The organism is Bradyrhizobium sp. USDA 372, from assembly GCF_053629095.1.
Window position 1 is genome coordinate 7,071,331 of sequence record NZ_JBRJHR010000001.1, and the last position, 15,961, is coordinate 7,087,291.

At 64.8% G+C, this 15,961-nt stretch carries 16 protein-coding genes and 1 pseudogene; 15 read left to right on the forward strand and 2 right to left on the reverse strand.

Annotated elements, in window-relative coordinates; translation table 11 throughout:
* Positions 1-8: 8 nt before the first annotated feature.
* The 10 genes and pseudogenes from AB7M16_RS32985 (at position 9) to mmsB (ending at position 11,318) form a co-directional block, all read left to right on the forward strand.
* A complete protein-coding gene (locus AB7M16_RS32985; protein WP_453946512.1) occupies positions 9-1,550 on the forward strand; it encodes a sugar ABC transporter ATP-binding protein in 1,542 nt (513 codons plus the stop codon).
* Positions 1,547-2,539: an ABC transporter permease gene (locus tag AB7M16_RS32990; RefSeq protein ID WP_453946513.1), complete on the forward strand. Its 993-nt coding sequence runs from the start codon at positions 1,547-1,549 to the stop codon at positions 2,537-2,539. The genes AB7M16_RS32985 and AB7M16_RS32990 overlap by 4 nt, the downstream gene beginning before the upstream one ends.
* Positions 2,536-3,507, forward strand: a pseudogene (gene yjfF, locus AB7M16_RS32995) (galactofuranose ABC transporter, permease protein YjfF); the annotation flags it as partial. The gene AB7M16_RS32990 and the pseudogene yjfF, both read left to right, overlap by 4 nt.
* Before the next feature lie 6 nt (positions 3,508-3,513).
* On the forward strand, positions 3,514-4,290 hold the full coding sequence (locus tag AB7M16_RS33000) for a FadR/GntR family transcriptional regulator (protein ID WP_172784315.1): 777 nt from the start codon (positions 3,514-3,516) through the stop codon (positions 4,288-4,290).
* Positions 4,287-5,213 carry a Gfo/Idh/MocA family protein gene (locus AB7M16_RS33005; protein ID WP_453946514.1) on the forward strand — a complete coding sequence of 309 codons (927 nt, stop codon included), beginning with the start codon at positions 4,287-4,289 and terminating at the stop codon, positions 5,211-5,213. Before AB7M16_RS33000 ends, AB7M16_RS33005 begins: the two co-directional genes overlap by 4 nt.
* A gap of 2 nt (positions 5,214-5,215) precedes the next feature.
* Positions 5,216-6,292 (forward strand): aldose epimerase family protein, encoded by a 1,077-nt coding sequence (locus AB7M16_RS33010; RefSeq protein ID WP_453946515.1) that lies wholly within the window; start codon positions 5,216-5,218, stop codon positions 6,290-6,292.
* Positions 6,292-7,170: an SMP-30/gluconolactonase/LRE family protein gene (locus AB7M16_RS33015; RefSeq protein WP_453947290.1), complete on the forward strand. Its 879-nt coding sequence runs from the start codon at positions 6,292-6,294 to the stop codon at positions 7,168-7,170. The genes AB7M16_RS33010 and AB7M16_RS33015 overlap by 1 nt, the downstream gene beginning before the upstream one ends.
* A 71-nt stretch (positions 7,171-7,241) precedes the next feature.
* A complete protein-coding gene (gene chvE / locus AB7M16_RS33020) occupies positions 7,242-8,312 on the forward strand; it encodes a multiple monosaccharide ABC transporter substrate-binding protein (RefSeq protein ID WP_172784318.1) in 1,071 nt (356 codons plus the stop codon).
* 241 nt (positions 8,313-8,553) lie between these two features.
* Positions 8,554-10,131: a multiple monosaccharide ABC transporter ATP-binding protein gene (mmsA, locus tag AB7M16_RS33025; protein ID WP_212256864.1), complete on the forward strand. Its 1,578-nt coding sequence runs from the start codon at positions 8,554-8,556 to the stop codon at positions 10,129-10,131.
* A complete protein-coding gene (gene mmsB, locus AB7M16_RS33030; RefSeq protein ID WP_453946516.1) occupies positions 10,128-11,318 on the forward strand; it encodes a multiple monosaccharide ABC transporter permease in 1,191 nt (396 codons plus the stop codon). Before mmsA ends, mmsB begins: the two co-directional genes overlap by 4 nt.
* 97 nt (positions 11,319-11,415) lie before the next feature.
* Here mmsB and AB7M16_RS33035 read toward each other — a convergent pair whose 3' ends face one another.
* Both AB7M16_RS33035 and AB7M16_RS33040 read right to left on the reverse strand, forming a co-directional pair.
* The gene (locus AB7M16_RS33035) at positions 11,416-11,841 is read right to left on the reverse strand and encodes a cupin domain-containing protein (protein ID WP_212256863.1); all 426 of its coding nucleotides are present in this window, start codon (positions 11,839-11,841) and stop codon (positions 11,416-11,418) included.
* Between the two features lie 152 nt (positions 11,842-11,993).
* Entirely contained in the window at positions 11,994-12,149 is a 156-nt protein-coding gene (locus AB7M16_RS33040) for a hypothetical protein (protein ID WP_085965373.1), read from the reverse strand.
* Positions 12,150-12,319: 170 nt separating this feature from the next.
* Between AB7M16_RS33040 and AB7M16_RS33045 the strand changes: the two genes are divergently transcribed.
* The 5 genes from AB7M16_RS33045 to AB7M16_RS33065 all read left to right on the forward strand — a co-directional run bounded on the left by AB7M16_RS33045 (position 12,320) and on the right by AB7M16_RS33065 (position 15,955).
* Entirely contained in the window at positions 12,320-12,895 is a 576-nt protein-coding gene (locus AB7M16_RS33045; protein WP_172784322.1) for a cytochrome c oxidase subunit 3 family protein, read from the forward strand.
* Between the two features lie 2 nt (positions 12,896-12,897).
* Positions 12,898-13,158: a cytochrome C oxidase subunit IV family protein gene (locus tag AB7M16_RS33050; protein WP_439400916.1), complete on the forward strand. Its 261-nt coding sequence runs from the start codon at positions 12,898-12,900 to the stop codon at positions 13,156-13,158.
* A gap of 95 nt (positions 13,159-13,253) precedes the next feature.
* Positions 13,254-13,706 (forward strand): c-type cytochrome, encoded by a 453-nt coding sequence (locus tag AB7M16_RS33055; protein WP_260382994.1) that lies wholly within the window; start codon positions 13,254-13,256, stop codon positions 13,704-13,706.
* Positions 13,707-13,740: 34 nt separating this feature from the next.
* A complete protein-coding gene (locus AB7M16_RS33060) occupies positions 13,741-15,087 on the forward strand; it encodes a cbb3-type cytochrome c oxidase subunit I (RefSeq protein WP_453946517.1) in 1,347 nt (448 codons plus the stop codon).
* A 61-nt stretch (positions 15,088-15,148) separates the two neighbouring features.
* Entirely contained in the window at positions 15,149-15,955 is an 807-nt protein-coding gene (locus AB7M16_RS33065) for an AAA family ATPase (protein ID WP_453946518.1), read from the forward strand.
* Positions 15,956-15,961: the final 6 nt, after the last annotated feature.

Sequence of the window (15,961 nt, forward strand, 5' to 3'; positions counted from 1 at the left end):
ACGTCGCGATGGAAAACAGCCTTGATCCTGCTCTGCCGCTGCTGGAGGTGCGCGGGATCAGCAAGAGCTTTGGTGCGGTGCGCGCGTTGCAGGAGGTCGACTTCACGCTGCGCGCCGGTGAGATCCATGCGCTGCTCGGTGAGAACGGCGCCGGCAAGTCCACGCTGATCAAGGTCGTCACCGGCGTGTTTCCGCGCGATGTCGGCATCGTCAGGCTCGGCGGTGAGGAGATCGCGCCGCGCTCGGCCAAGGCAGCACTCGCAGCGGGCATGGCGACCGTCTACCAGGAGGTCAACTTGCTGCCGAACCTTTCGGTGGCGCAGAACCTGTTCCTCGACCGCCAGCCGATGCGTTTCGGCATCGTGCGCGAAGGCGAGATGCGGCGCCACGCCAAGGCTCTGCTCGCGGATTTCGGCCTCGACATCGACGTCGCCGCGCCGCTCGGCAATTATTCGGTGGCGATTCAGCACGTCACCGCGATTGCGCGCGCGGTGGATCTCTCCGCCCGGGTGCTGATCCTGGACGAGCCGACCGCGAGCCTCGACCGGCACGAGGTCGAGATTCTCTTCCGTATCATGCGCCAGCTCGCGGGGCGCGGCATCGGCATCGTCTTCGTCAGCCACTTCCTCGACCAGGTCTACGAGATCTCCGACCGCATCACCGTGCTGCGTAACGGCCGCCTCGTCGGCGAGCGCGAGACCGCCTCGCTGCCGCGGCTGGAATTGATCCGGATGATGCTCGGCCGCGAGCTGGCGGAAACCACCGCGCGGGCGGCAACGCGTGAGCGCCAGGCCGGCGAGGTGTGTGCGAGCTTCGAGAGTTACGGAAAGGCCGGCTATGTCGCGCCGTTCGATCTCGAGCTGCGTCACGGCGAGGTGGTCGGTCTGGCCGGGCTGCTCGGCTCAGGCCGCACCGAGACGGCGCGGCTGGTGTTCGGCGCCGAGCGCGCGGATCGTGGGCAGGCGAGGGTGGCGGGCGCAGCCGTTCGGCTGCAGTCGCCGCGCGACGGCGTTCGTCACGGCTTTGGCTATTGCCCGGAGGAGCGCAAGACCGACGGCATCGTCGCCGAGCTCAGCGTGCGCGAGAACATCGTGCTCGCGCTCCAGGCCAAGCGCGGGCTGCATCGGCCGCTGTCGCGCCGCGAGCAGGACGAGATCGCGCGCCGTTACGTCAAGATGCTCGACATCCGCCCGCCCGATCCGGAGCGCCCGGTCGGCCTGCTCTCCGGCGGCAACCAGCAAAAAGTGCTGCTGGCGCGCTGGCTCGCGACCTCGCCGCGGCTGCTCGTGCTGGACGAGCCGACCCGCGGCATCGATGTCGGCGCGCATGCCGAGATCATCCGCCTGATCCGCGAGCTCTGCGACGACGGGCTTTCGCTGCTCGTCATCTCCTCCGAACTGGATGAGATCGTTACGTATTCCGATCGCGTGGTCGTGCTGCGCGACCGCGCCCATGTCGAGGAGCTCACGGGCGAGGCGATCGACGTTGGCAACATTCTCGCCGCCATTGCCGCCGATAGCGTCGCTGTTGCGCTTGAGGCCCACACATGACAGCGCTGTTGCCGCGCCGCGGCCTTGCCCAGATCCTGGCGCTGATCGTCATCCTCGCGGTCGATCGCGTGGTCTCGCCGCAATTCTTCGACCTGCGCCTGCAGGATGGCCGTCTGTTCGGCAGCCTTATCGACGTGCTCAACCGCGGCACGCCGGTGGCGCTGCTCTCCCTCGGCATGGTGTTGGTGATCGCGACGCGCGGCATCGATCTGTCGGTCGGTGCCGTGATGGCGATCTGCGGTGCGATCGCCGCGAGCCTAGCCGACAGTCATAGTCTCCCGATCGTGCTGGCGGCTGCACTTGGGGCGGGCCTCGTCTGCGGCCTCTGGAACGGCTTTCTCGTCGCCGTGCTCGGCATGCAGCCGATCGTGGCGACCTTGATCCTGATGGTCGCGGGGCGCGGCATCGCCCAGCTCATCACCGAAGGACGCATCGTGACGTTCTCCTCGCCGGATCTGGTGTGGCTCGGCAATGGCTCGGTGCTCGGCCTGCCGGTGCCGGTCGTGATTGCGTTGGGCATGCTCATCCTCACCGGCGCGGTCGTGCGTGGCTCCGCGCTAGGTCTCCTGATCGAGGCAACCGGCGGCAACGCGCGGGCGAGCGAGCTCGCCGGCGTCGGCACACGCGCAATGATTTTGGCCGTCTACGTCTGGTGCGGCGTCTGCGCCGCGCTCGCCGGCGTGATCGCCGCGGCCGACATCATGGGTGCAGACGCCAACAATGCCGGCCTCTGGCTCGAGCTCGATGCGATCCTCGCCGTGGTGATCGGCGGCACCTCGCTGTTCGGCGGCCGATTCAGTCTCGTGCTGGCCGTGCTGGGTGCGCTGATCATCCAGACCATGAACACCGGCATCCTGCTGTCGGGCTACCCGCCGGAGTTCAATCTGCTGGTCAAGGCGGTGGTGGTGCTCGCGGTGCTGCTGCTGCAATCGCCGAAATTCTCCGGTCTCGCCGGAATCGTCACGTGGCTGCGGAGGGCCAAAGCATGAAAGGCCTGCCGCCCGTCCTGATCACGGCGATCGTGCTCGTTGCGGCCTTTGCGCTCTGCGCCATGCAATTCCCCAACATCGCCTCCACCCGCGTGGTCGGCAATCTGCTCACCGACAATGCCTTCCTGGGGATCGTGGCGACCGGCATGACGTTCGTGATCATCTCCGGCGGCATCGACCTCTCGGTCGGCTCGGTGATCGGCTTCACCACCGTATTCGTCGCGCTGGCTATCGAGCGCTGGGGCGTCCCGCCGCTGGTCGCTTTCGTCGCCATCCTCGCGCTCTCGGCGGCGTTTGGCGCGGCGATGGGCGCCGTCATCCACGTCTTCGATCTGCCACCTTTCATCGTGACGCTGGCCGGCATGTTCCTGGCGCGCGGCGCGAGCTTCCTGCTGTCGACCGAATCGGTGCCGATCAACGCGCCGATCTATTCGACGGTGTCAGATTTTGCACTGCGGATGCCCGGCGGCGGCCGGCTGACGGCCATCGCGATCATCATGCTCCTGATCGTGATCGGCGGCGCCCTGCTGCTGCATCTCACCCGGTTCGGCGCCAACGTCTATGCGCTCGGCGGCAGCCGGGCCACCGCGAGCCTGATGGGCGTTGCCGTCGGCAAGATGACGATCAAGATCTACATGCTGTCGAGCCTGCTCGCGGGGCTCGCCGGGATCGTCTTCTCTTTCTACACCAGCGCCGGCTATTCGCTCTCCGCCGTCGGCGTCGAGCTCGACAGCATCGCCGCCGTTGTGATCGGCGGCACGCTGCTCACCGGCGGCCAGGGCTCGGTGGTCGGAACATTCCTCGGCGCGCTGATCCAGGGCCTGATCCAGACCTACATCAATTTCGACGGCACGCTGTCGAGCTGGTGGACCAAGATCGCGACCGGCGTGCTTCTGTTCGCCTTCATCGCCCTGCAACAGGGGCTGGTCACGCTTGCGCGCCGGCCGGCGGGTGAAACATATGGGAGCGGCGTCATGACCTCGCGGATCGTCGTTATCCCGACGCGGCGGGCCCACTCCAACCATGCGGAGGTGGCGCGTTCGATCGGCGTCGACATCATCGCCGGCCGCTATGCGGAAGGCACGCGCCTGCCTGGTGATGCCGAGATGATCGCGATGTTCGGCGTGTCGCGGCCGGTGCTGCGCGAGAGCGTGAAGACGCTGGTCGCCAAGGGCCTGCTCACCACCAAGGCCCGGGTCGGCACGGTCGTGCGCGAGCGCGGCGCCTGGAACATGTTCGACGCGGACGTGCTGGCCTGGCACCTCGACGCCGGCATCGACAAGCGCTTCCTCAACGACCTCGCCGAGATCCGTCTGGCGGTCGAGCCGCGCGCGGCGATGCTGGCGGCCACGCAGCGGTCCGAGGAGGACATCAGCGAGCTTCGCCGCTGCATGGATCGCATGCGGCGTGAAGCCTCCGACTCGGTCGGCTTTGCCGATGCCGATCTCGCGCTTCACGTTGGTGTGGCGCGCGCCTCCGGCAATCTATTCATGCGCTCGGTCGGGCATGTCATCGAAGCAGCGCTGCGTGCATCGTTCCTGCTCAGCGCCCCGGTCGAAACCGAGGACCGCGAGACGGTGCTGCTGTGGCATCAGAGGATCGTCGATGCCATCGTCGCGGGCGATGCCGACGCCGCATCCGAGGCCATGGTCTATGTCATTCACAATGGCATGCGCCGCCACGACAGTACGGTGATCGAGACCGCCCCGGCCGATCCGCTGCCATCGACCGATACCGGAGAACAAGCGTGACAGACCTTCGCATCGCCATCGTCGGCTTCGGCAAGATCGCGCGGGACCAGCATGTGGCGGCGATCGCCGCCACACCGGGTGCAATGCTCGCCGCCGTGGCGAGCCGCAATGCCTCGCTACCGGGGGTGCCGCATTTTGCAACCATCGAGGAATTGCTTCAGAAGGGGCCGCCGATCGACGCGGTCTCGCTCTGCACGCCGCCGCAGGTGCGACGGGTCCAGGCCGCGGCGGCGCTCGCCGCCGGCAAGCATGTCATGCTGGAGAAGCCGCCGGGCACCGGGGTTGCCGAGCTTGATCCGTTGATTGCGATGGCGGCGGGTGCGAAGCGGACATTGTTTGCGACCTGGCATTCGCGCTATGCGCCGGCGGTCGAGCCGGCCCGGCAATGGCTCGCCGAGCGGTGCATCAACTCGGTGCACATCAGCTGGAAGGAGGATGTCCGCGTCTGGCATCCCGGGCAGGGCTGGATCTGGGAGCCGGGCGGCCTCGGCGTGTTCGATCCCGGCATCAACGCGCTGTCGATCCTGACCAGGATTCTGCCGAAGCCCGTGTTCGTCACCGCGGCCGAGCTGGCCTTTCCCGCCAACTGCCAGGCGCCGATCGCGGCGAACCTGAACCTGACGGATATCAGCGGCCTGCCCGTGACTGCCGAGTTCGACTTCCGCCAGACCGGGCCGCAGAGCTGGGATATCCTCGTCGAGACCGATCAGGGCCGGCTGACGCTATCAAGCGGTGGCGCGCGCATGGCCGTCGACGGCAAGGTGCTTGCCGAAGGACCTGATCAGGAATATCGCGGACTCTACCGGCGCTTCGTCGAGCTTGCAGCGGCCGGCGCAAGTGACGTCGATCTGACGCCGCTCCGTCTCGTCGCCGACGCCTTCCTGCTCGGCAAGCGCACGATCGTCGAACCGTTTGTGGATTGAGCATGGCCGCATCAACAATCACAAGAGACGTCTTCGGGACGCTGCCCGACGGCCGCAAGGTCGAGCGCGTCGCGCTGCGTGGGGAGGGCGGTTTCGAGGCGCGTATCATCAGCCACGGCGCGGTGCTGCAAGCGCTGATCGCGCCGGATGCCAACGGCGGATACGACGACATCGTGCTTGGCCATGATGTCTTCGCGGGCTATCTCGCCGAACGGAAGTTTCTGGGTGCTACCGTCGGCCGCTATGCCAACCGCATCGCCAAGGGACAATTTTCGTTTCAAGGCGAGACGGTGCAGCTTCCCGTCAATAACGGTCCGAATGCGCTGCACGGCGGGCTCGAGGGTTTTGATCGCAAGCTCTGGGAGATCGCGGACATCGACGAGGGCGCCGAGCCCGCGGTGACGCTCACCTATGTCAGCCCGCATGGCGAGGAGAATTATCCGGGTAAGCTCGACGTCCGCGTGACCTATCGCATCACCGGTCCGACCGAGCTGTCGTTGCTGATGGAAGCGCGGACCGACCGGCCGACCATCGTCAATCTGACCAACCACAGCTTCTTCAATCTCGAGGGTGCGACGTCAGGTACGTCCATTCTCGATCACAGCCTGATGGTCGCCGCCGAGCAGTTCCTCGCAATCGATCCCACCGCAATTCCGCTGCCGGAGCCGCCGCGCAGCGTTGCCGGCACGCCGTTCGATTTCCGCAATCCGCGGCCGGTGGGCGAGCGCATCCGCGAGAGCGACCCGCAATTGCGAAACGGCAGGGGCTACGACCACACCTATTGCCTCGGCCGCGACGGCAAGCTTGCGCTCGCGGCGCGGCTGGAGGCGCCGCTCTCCGGGCGCATCATGGAGCTGCTCACCGATCAGCCCGGACTTCAGGTCTATTCCGGCAATTATCTCGACGGGACGATGGCGGGCAAAGGCGGCAAGCTGATCCGGCAATCGGACGCCATGTGCCTGGAGCCGCATATCTGGCCCGACGCTCCGAACCGGCCGGACTTTCCGAGCCCGCGCCTCGATCCCGGCGGGGTCTATCGCCATCACACGGTCTATCGCTTTTCGGTGAGGTCGCCATGATGGAGCAGGTGCCAACGACTGTCCTCTCGGACCATCCTTGCCATCTCGGCGAAGGCCCGACCTATGACGTGACCACGGACACGGCCTGGTGGTTCGACATTCGCGAAGGCAAGCTGTTCGAGGCGCAACTCGGCAGCGGTTCTGTCCGCATCCACGCGCTCGGCCGGATGGCGAGCGCGCTCGGGCGCATCGACGCCGAGCGGCAGCTGATCGTCGCCGAAGACGGCCTCTACATCCGCAAGCTCGCTGATGGTGCGATGACGCTGTTCTGTCCACTCGAAGCGGACAATCCGGCGACGCGCTCGAACGATTGCCGCGTGCATCAATCGGGTACGTTCTGGATCGGCACCATGGGCAAGAAAGCCGAGCCGAAGGCGGGCGCGATCTACGCGTTTCATCGCGGCAAGATCTCGACCCTGTTTCCCGGCATCAGCATTCCCAATTCGATCTGCTTCTCGCCTGACGGCGCCACTGGCTACTTCACCGACACCCCGCGCGCGGTGCTCTATGCCGTGCCGCTGAACCCCGCGACCGGCCTGCCGCGCGGCGAGCCGGAGGTGCTGCTGCGCCACAGCGGCATCGGCGGTCTCGACGGCTCGGTGTGCGACGCCGACGGGCAGATCTGGAATGCGTGCTGGGGCGCGAGCCGGATCGATGTCTATTCGCCGCAGGGCGAGCGCCTGCGGTCACTCAGCGTGCCGGCGAAGCAGGCGAGCTGCCCCGCCTTCGTCGGCCCCGACCTGTCGCGCCTGCTCGTCACGTCGGCCTGGCAGGACATGGACGCGGCGGCACGCGCCGCCGATCCGAAAGCCGGCTGCACCTTTCTGCTCGAAGCAAACGCGCCCGGGCGCGCGGAACCCGACGTCAAGCTCGTATAGGAGGCCCAAGCCGTACACCACCGTCGTTCTCGACACTACGAAGAAAGTCTGACACCCAAAGGGAGTGAAACATGCTGAAACTGAAGACGACATTTCTCGCGCTGGCGCTGGCCAGTGCCGCCACGATGGCCACGGGCGTCGCTGCCTTCGCCCAGAAGGCGACGGTCGGCATCGCCATGCCGACGAAATCCTCGGCGCGCTGGATCGACGACGGCAACAACATGGTGAAGGTGCTGAAGGAGCGCGGCTACAACACCGACCTGCAATATGCCGAGGACGATATCCCGAACCAGCTCTCCCAGGTCGAGAACATGGTGACAAAGGGCGCCAAGGCGCTGGTGATCGCCGCGATCGACGGCACCACTCTGTCCGACGTGCTGAAGCAGGCGAAAGCAAAAGGCATCACCGTGATCGCCTATGACCGCCTGATCCGCGGCACGCCCAACGTCGACTATTACGCGACCTTCGACAATTTCCAGGTCGGCGTGCTCCAGGCAGAGTCGATCGTGCAAGGTCTTGGCCTGAAGGACGGCAAGGGTCCCTTCAACATCGAGCTGTTCGGCGGCTCGCCCGATGACAACAATGCCTACTTCTTCTACAACGGCGCCATGAGCGTGCTGAAGCCGTATATCGACAGCGGCAAGCTCGTCGTCGTGTCCGGCCAGATGGGCATGGATAAGGTCGCGACCCTGCGCTGGGACGGCGCCACTGCGCAGGCCCGCATGGACAACCTGCTCAGCGCCTACTACGGCAACAAGAAGGTCAACGCCGTGCTGTCGCCCTATGACGGCCTCTCTATCGGCATCATCTCTTCGCTGAAGGGCGTCGGATACGGCAGTGCCGGCCAGCCGATGCCCATCATCTCGGGCCAGGACGCCGAAGTGCCTTCGATCAAGGCCATGCTGCGCGGCGATCAGTATTCGACCATCTTCAAGGACACCCGCGACCTCGCCAAGGTGACCGCTGACATGGTCGACGCCGCGCTCGCCGGCAAGGAGGTCACCGTCAACGACACCAAGACCTACGAGAACGGCGTCAAGACCGTGCCGTCCTACCTGCTCAAGCCGGTGGTGGTCTACAAGGACAATTGGGAGAAGGTGCTGGTCGACAGCGGCTACTACAAGAAGTCGCAGTTCCAGTAAGACTCTCTCTTTCCCCTCTCCCCGCTTGCGGGGAGAGGGTTAGGATGAGGGGCCTCTTTCCATGCGTGCAGTGGTTGCTATGCACTCCGTCATTGCGAGCGCAGCGAAGCAATCCAGTCTGCCACCGCGGAAATAGTCTGGATTGCTTCGGCGCTCGCAATGACGATGTGGATGCAGCGATATCATTTAACCTCTCCCCGCACGCGGAGAGAGGCGAAGTAAAGCAAGGGACACCAAAGCCATGACCGCCATGCTGGAGATGCGCAACGTCAGCAAGAGCTTTGCCGGCGTGCAGGCGCTGCGCGACGTCAACTTCTCGGTTCGCGCCGGGCAGATCCATGCGCTCGTCGGCGAGAATGGCGCCGGCAAGTCGACGCTGATGAAGGTGCTGAGCGGGGTCTATCCGCACGGCAGCTACGAGGGTACCATCGTCTTCGACGGCGAGGAGCGGCGCTTTCGCGACATCAACGATTCCGAGGCGCTGGGCATCATCATCATCCATCAGGAGCTGGCGCTGATCCCGCTGATGTCGATTGCGGAGAACATCTTCCTGTCGCATCCGCCGTCGAAGCTAGGGGTGATCGACCGCGACGAGGTCTACCGGCGCACGCGCGAGCTGCTGGCGCAGGTCGGCCTGAAGGAATCCCCGGATACGCTGATCACCGATCTCGGCGTCGGCAAGCAGCAGCTGGTCGAGATCGCCAAGGCGCTGTCCAAGCGGGTACGGATGCTGATCCTGGACGAGCCGACCGCGAGCCTCAACGAGGCCGACAGCGCCGCGCTGCTCGATCGCCTGATGGCGTTCCGCGAGCAGGGCATCGGCTCGATCCTGATCTCGCACAAGCTGAACGAGGTCGCCAAGGTCGCCGACCACATCACCGTGCTGCGCGACGGCCGCACGGTGGACAGCATCGATTGCCATGCGGAGCCGATCCAGGAAGACCGCATCATCCGCAGCATGGTCAATCGCGATATGGCGCACCGTTTCCCGGAGCGCAATGTGAAGATCGGCGAGCCGGTGCTCGACGTCGAGAACTGGTCGGTCTATCACCCCATCCATCCCGAGCGGCAGGTGATCAAGAACGTCAGTTTCGGCGTCAGGCGAGGCGAGGTCGTGGGCATTGCCGGCCTGATGGGGGCAGGGCGTACCGAGTTTGCCATGAGCCTGTTCGGCCGCTCCTGGGGCACCAATGTCAGCGGCATTATCCGGCTCGAAGGCCGTGAGATCGCGCTGCCAAGCGTCGCCGCCGCGATCGACGCCGGTCTTGCCTACGTCACCGAGGACCGCAAGCAGCTCGGCCTGATCCTCGCCGACGACGTCCGCAAGAACATCACGCTGGCGAGCCTCGACCAGGTCGCACCTAGCAGGGTGATCGACGACATCGCCGAGCTCAAGGTCGCCAGCGACTACCGCAACCGGATGCGCATCCGCTGCTCCGACGTCTACCAGGAGACCGGCCAGCTCTCCGGCGGCAACCAGCAGAAGGTCGTACTATCGAAATGGCTGATGACCGACCCCAAGGTCCTGATCCTGGATGAGCCGACAAGAGGTATCGACGTCGGTGCCAAATATGAGATTTACTGTATCATCAATGAGCTTGCGGAAGCCGGCCGCGGCGTCGTGGTGATCTCCTCGGAGATGCCCGAGCTGCTCGGCATCTGCGACCGCATCTGCGTCATGAACGACGGCGCTTTCGTCGGCGAGTTCAAGGGCTCGGAGGCGACACAGGAAAAGATCATGCGCGCCATCATGCGCAACGAACGAAGCATTGGGAACGCCGCGCCCGCGGCCGCGGAGATGGGAGGATCGCAGCCATGACCGACAAGACGGTTTCGCTGCCCGAGGAGCGCCGGCACGGCAGCTTCATCAAGAACAATTTGCGCAATTACGGCATGTTGATGTCGCTGGTTGCGATCATGCTGTTCTTCCAGGTCGTGACCGGCGGCACGCTGCTGCAGCCGCTCAACCTCACCAACTTGGTGCTGCAGAACAGCTACATCGTCATCATGGCGCTGGGCATGCTGCTGGTCATCGTCACCGGCCATATCGACCTCTCGGTCGGTTCGGTCGCGGGCTTCATCGGTGCCGTGGCGGCCTTGCTGATGGTGACCTACAAGGTCGATTACACGCTCGCCTTCATCGCTTGCCTCGCGCTCGGCGCCGCCATCGGTGCGGCGCAGGGCTATTGGGTGGCCTATTTCAAGATTCCGTCCTTCATCGTGACGTTGGCGGGCATGCTGGTCTTCAAGGGGCTGGCGCTCGCGGTGTTGCAGGGCCAGTCGCTCGGCCCGTTCCCGGCGACTTTCCAGAAACTGTCGTCCGGTTTCATTCCCGAATTGCTGCCCGAGGCCGGCACGCTGCATCCGACATCCATGCTGATCGGCGCCTTGCTCGCGCTCGGGCTGGTCTATGCCAGTGCCAAGGGAAGGTCGCGCGAACAGTCGCATGGCATCGAGGTCGAGCCCTATGCGTTCTTCCTCGGCAAGAGCGCTGTGCTGGCCTGCGCGGTGCTCTACTTCACCTATCTGATCGCGACCTATCGCGGCCTGCCCAACGTGCTGGTGATCATGAGTATCCTGATCGCGCTGTACGGCTTCGTCACCCGCCGCACCGTGATCGGCCGGCAGATCTACGCCGTCGGCGGCAACGCCAAGGCGGCGAGCCTGTCGGGCATCAAGACGGAGCGGCTGACCTTCCTCACCTTCGTCAACATGGGCGTGCTCGCCGCCCTTGCCGGCCTCGTCTTCGCCGCGCGCCTCAACACGGCAACTCCAAAGGCCGGCCTCGGCTTCGAGCTCGACGTCATCGCCGCCTGCTTCATCGGCGGCGCCTCGGCCTATGGCGGCGTCGGGCGGGTCGGCGGTGCCGTGGTCGGCGCCATGATCATGGGCGTGATGAACAACGGCATGTCCATCCTCGGCATCGGCATCGACTATCAGCAGGTCATCAAGGGCCTGGTGCTGCTGGGTGCCGTGTGCATCGACGTGTACAATCAGCGGCGGTAGGCGGTCTCGTAGGGTGGGCAAAGGCGCAACGCGCCGTGCCCACCAATCGCGAACGCTTTAGCCATCTCACTCCACCCCGCTCGCGCCGCGCTCATCCTCAGGATTGCATCACAGGAACCAGCCCGTAGCGCAGCATCGTTTCCTTCATTTTGGCCGGATCAGGCGAGCCGGCCGATAGCAGGCCCGCCATGTCCCTGAAGTATTGCGGACCGAGTACGCCGGGGCTGAGGATGCACAGGCAGGTTGCCGGTCGGGGCGAACGGTTGATGAAGCCGTGCACCACGCCGCGCTTGATGTACAGACTTTCGCCCGGCGCGACGTCAATGTCCTTTGCTTCGATCCGCCAGGTCGAGATGCCGCTGAGTCCATAGATCGTTTCGTCCCAGCGATCGTGATAATGCGGAATCGGCATGCGCGCGTTCGGCTGCAATGTCATCTCGAACAGATCGAGGCCGCCGGCGGTCTCGTCCTTGCTCTGTAGGAATGTCAGCTGCAGCGCGCCAAGGTTGATGATCTCAGGCATGGCCAACTCATCCAATCGTGGAGCGCAATATTAGCGCACGACGTCAAGAAGCCAAAACCGAGGAATGGAACTGTCTGACACCACGAACAGCAGGTGCCTCCTGCTGTGCAGCATCGTAATGACGCTCTGCATTGCGCTCGGGGCGCGGGCCGCTACTGCGTCGTGAACAGCACCGTCGCGATCGCGACGGAGAGGCTCACGGCCGAGACCGTTGCCACGGTCGACAAGACCCCCATGCGCCTGAGCGCGATGGCAAAGGCGATGATGATGGGGGTCGCAGTCATCAGCCCGATTTGTGCATCACTCATGTGATCGTTCGCCGGTCCTGGGAACCCTGCGCCGGTTCGTACCGCGATCCGGCCGGCCGGACGTTGCGTCGGCGCAAACAAGTGCTCTGGCGATCCCCAGTTTGTCCGCCGACAAATTCGGAACCGGGAAGCCGGGCTAAGTCTGGCCGGTGTCCTGGTCCGGAAAGACGATGTCGACGACCGAGTGCGAACAACAGGAAACCGGCTGGGGAATTCTGCAAGATCTCCCCGGCGATCCCATGATCTGGGTGCTGATCTTCAGCGAGCTCGTCGCCTTCGGCCTGTTCCTCGGCGCCTTTTCGGTCGCCCGTGCGATCCACCCGGCTGTGTTCGCGGCCGGGCAGGCCGCGCTCAATTCGAATCTCGCAGGCCTCAACACCGTCGTGCTGGTATCGAGCGGCTGGGCGGCGGCAAGAGCCACGAAGGCTGCGCGCGCCGGAGAACGGCAGGTGGCGCGATCCTGGATTGTCGGCGCCATCGTGCTCGGCGGTCTCTTCATCGCGATCAAGCTTGCCGAATATGCCGAAGAAATTGGAGGCGGGGTCGGGCTCGAAACCAGCCCGTTCTTCACGCTCTACTTCCTGCTGACCGGCTTTCATCTTCTGCATGTCGGCCTCGGCATCGTCATTCTCGCCGTGGTCTGCCGCCGCGCCGAAATATCAGGCATCGAGACGGGAACGGCCTTCTGGCACATGGTCGATCTGGTCTGGATCGTCATGTTTCCCATTCTCTACCTGGTGAGATGACGATGCCGGATCGCATCGACATCACCTGGATCGTGCTGATCGGCATCGCGCTCGCGACCATCCTGCTGCCGCCGCTGATGCCGCGGGCGCTGCTCGGCAATGCGCTGCTGCTCGCCTTCGCAGCGCTCAAGGGGCACCGCATCGCGCTCGATTTCATGGATCTTCGCGTCGTGCCCGCGCTCTGGCGCGGTCTCGTCGTGAGCTGGATCCTGATCGTGCTGCTGCTTGCCTGGCTCGCCTCGGCCGTCGCCGCCCTGATCTGACGCGCTCATTGCGCCCTGACAAAGAACGTGCCGGGCAAAGCGGCAATAAATCACACCATCGCATGTCTTCGGAATCAAACCGGAAAGGATTGGCAATGGCTGAACGCCTGACCAAGTCGGCCGCTCGGAACGTCTTCTACGGCGGCTCGGCCTTCTTCTTTGCGATCTTCATAGGGCTGACGGCGCACAGCCATTACTACATGGCCACGTCCTCCACGGACGCGACGATGCTGACGTCGTCGGTCGCCCGCGGCAAGCACGTCTGGGAAAAGAACTCCTGCATCAACTGCCACACGCTGCTGGGCGAGGGCGCCTATTTCGCCCCTGAGGTTGGCAATGTCTGGGATCGCTGGGGCGGCAACGAGGACCCGGCCGCCGCACGTGAGACGCTGAAGGCCTGGATGCAATCGCAGCCCTCCGGCGCGCCGGGTCGTCGGCAGATGCCGCAATTCAACCTGACCGACCCGGAACTCGACGATCTCGCCGACTTCCTGCAGTGGACCAGCAAGATCAAGCGCCAGGAATGGCCGCCGAACAAGGCTGGCTGAGCGCCTTCCTCTTTCCAGACAGAGAGAACCCGAGATGAAATACCAAACCCAGAAAGTCGCGATGCTGTATTTCTACGGCGCGCTGACGCTGTTCCTGGCCCAGGTCCTGTTCGGTCTTGTCGCCGGAACCATCTACGTCCTGCCCAACACGCTGTCGGCCCTCCTGCCGTTCAACATCGTCAGGATGATCCACACCAACGCACTGATCGTGTGGTCGTTGATCGGCTTCATGGGCGCGACCTATTACTTGCTGCCTGAGGAAACCGAGACCGAGCTTTACAGCCCGCTGCTCGCCAAGATCCAGTTCTGGATGTTCTTCGGTGCTGCGGGCGTGGCCGTGGTCGGCTATCTCTTCCACTACCACGAGGGCCGCGAATTCCTCGAGCAACCCTTCATCATCAAGGTCGGCATCGTCGTGGTCTGCCTGATGTTCCTGTTCAACGTCACCATGACGGCGCTGAAGGGCCGCAAGACGACGATCACCAACATCCTGCTGTTCGGACTGTGGGGCGTTGCGATCTTCTTCCTGTTCGCCTTCTACAACCCGGCGAACCTCGCGGTCGACAAGATGTATTGGTGGTACGTCGTGCATCTTTGGGTCGAGGGCGTCTGGGAGCTGATCATGGCCTCCGTGCTCGCCTATCTCATGATCAAGCTCAACGGCATCGATCGCGAGGTGGTGGAGAAGTGGCTCTACGTCATCATTGGGCTGGCGCTGTTCTCGGGCATTCTCGGCACTGGCCATCATTTCTACTGGATCGGCGCGCCCGGCTACTGGCAGTGGATCGGCTCGCTGTTCTCCACGCTGGAGGTCGCGCCGTTCTTCACGATGGTGATCTTCACTGTGCAGATGACCTGGAAGGCCGGCCGCAAGCACCCGAACCGCGCTGCGCTGTTGTGGTCGGTCGGCTGCTCGGTGATGGCATTCCTCGGCGCCGGTGTGTGGGGCTTCCTGCACACGTTGTCCTCGGTGAACTATTACACCCACGGCACGCAGGTCACCGCCGCGCACGGCCATCTCGCCTTCTTCGGTGCCTATGTGATGCTGAACCTGTCCGTGATGGCTTATGCGATCCCGCAGCTCAAGGGACGTGCGCCCTACAACCAGTGGCTCTCCATGGCGAGCTTCTGGATCATGTGCACGGCCATGATGGTGATGACCTTCGCGCTGACCTTCGCTGGCGTGGTCCAGGTTCACCTCCAGCGCGTGCTCGGCCAAGGGTACATGGACGTGCAGGACCAGCTTTCGATGTTCTACTGGGTCCGGCTCGGGTCCGGCGTGTTCGTCGCCAGCTCCGCACTGATGTTCGTGTGGGCCGTGCTGGTGCCCGGCCGCGCCAGGCAGCCCGTCATCCCCGGCGCGTTGCAGCCGGCCGAATGAGCGTAAAGGCGGCCGCGGTTCGCCGCGGCCGCCATCTCGATGCGAATTGCGGAGAATGATTATGAAAGCTGCCTTTCACGCCGTTACCGCGCCGGCGCTGCCGGCCTATGTCGCAAGCGGCAATGAATGCGCGCTGTTCGAGCACGCCTGGCGGCACCAGCTGCCGGTGCTGCTGAAGGGACCGACCGGCTGCGGCAAGACGCGCTTCGTTGCGCATATGGCGGCGCGGTTGGGATTGCCGCTGCACACCGTCGCCTGCCACGACGATCTCACCGCGGCCGATCTCACCGGCCGCCATCTGCTCAGGGGCGGCGATACGGTGTGGAGTGACGGCCCGTTGACGCGGGCGGTGCGCGAGGGCGGCATCTGCTATCTCGACGAGGTCGTGGAGGCGCGCAAGGATGTCACGGTCGTGCTGCATCCCCTGACTGACGATCGCCGCATCCTGCCTCTGGAGCGCATCGGCGAGGAGCTTGCCGCACCGAACAGCTTCATGCTCGTCGTGTCCTACAATCCCGGTTACCAGACGCTGCTGAAGGCGCTCAAGCCGTCGACGCGCCAGCGCTTCGTCGCCATCGAGTTCGGCTTCTTGGCCCCGGAGCAGGAGATCGCGGTGGTCGCGGCCGAGAGCGGATTGTCGCCGGAGCGCGTGCGGCCGCTGGTCGGGCTGGCTGGCCGGCTGCGCGCGCTGAAGGGGCACGACCTGGAGGAGGGCGTCTCGACCCGGCTCGTGGTCTATTGCGCGACCCTGATCGCGGCCGGCATGCCGCTTGCGGATGCCGTGCTCGCGGGCATGATCGAGCCGCTGACCGACGATGCCGACGTCAAGGCGGCGCTTCTCGACGTCGCGCGCGCGATGATCGGCTGAGGTACG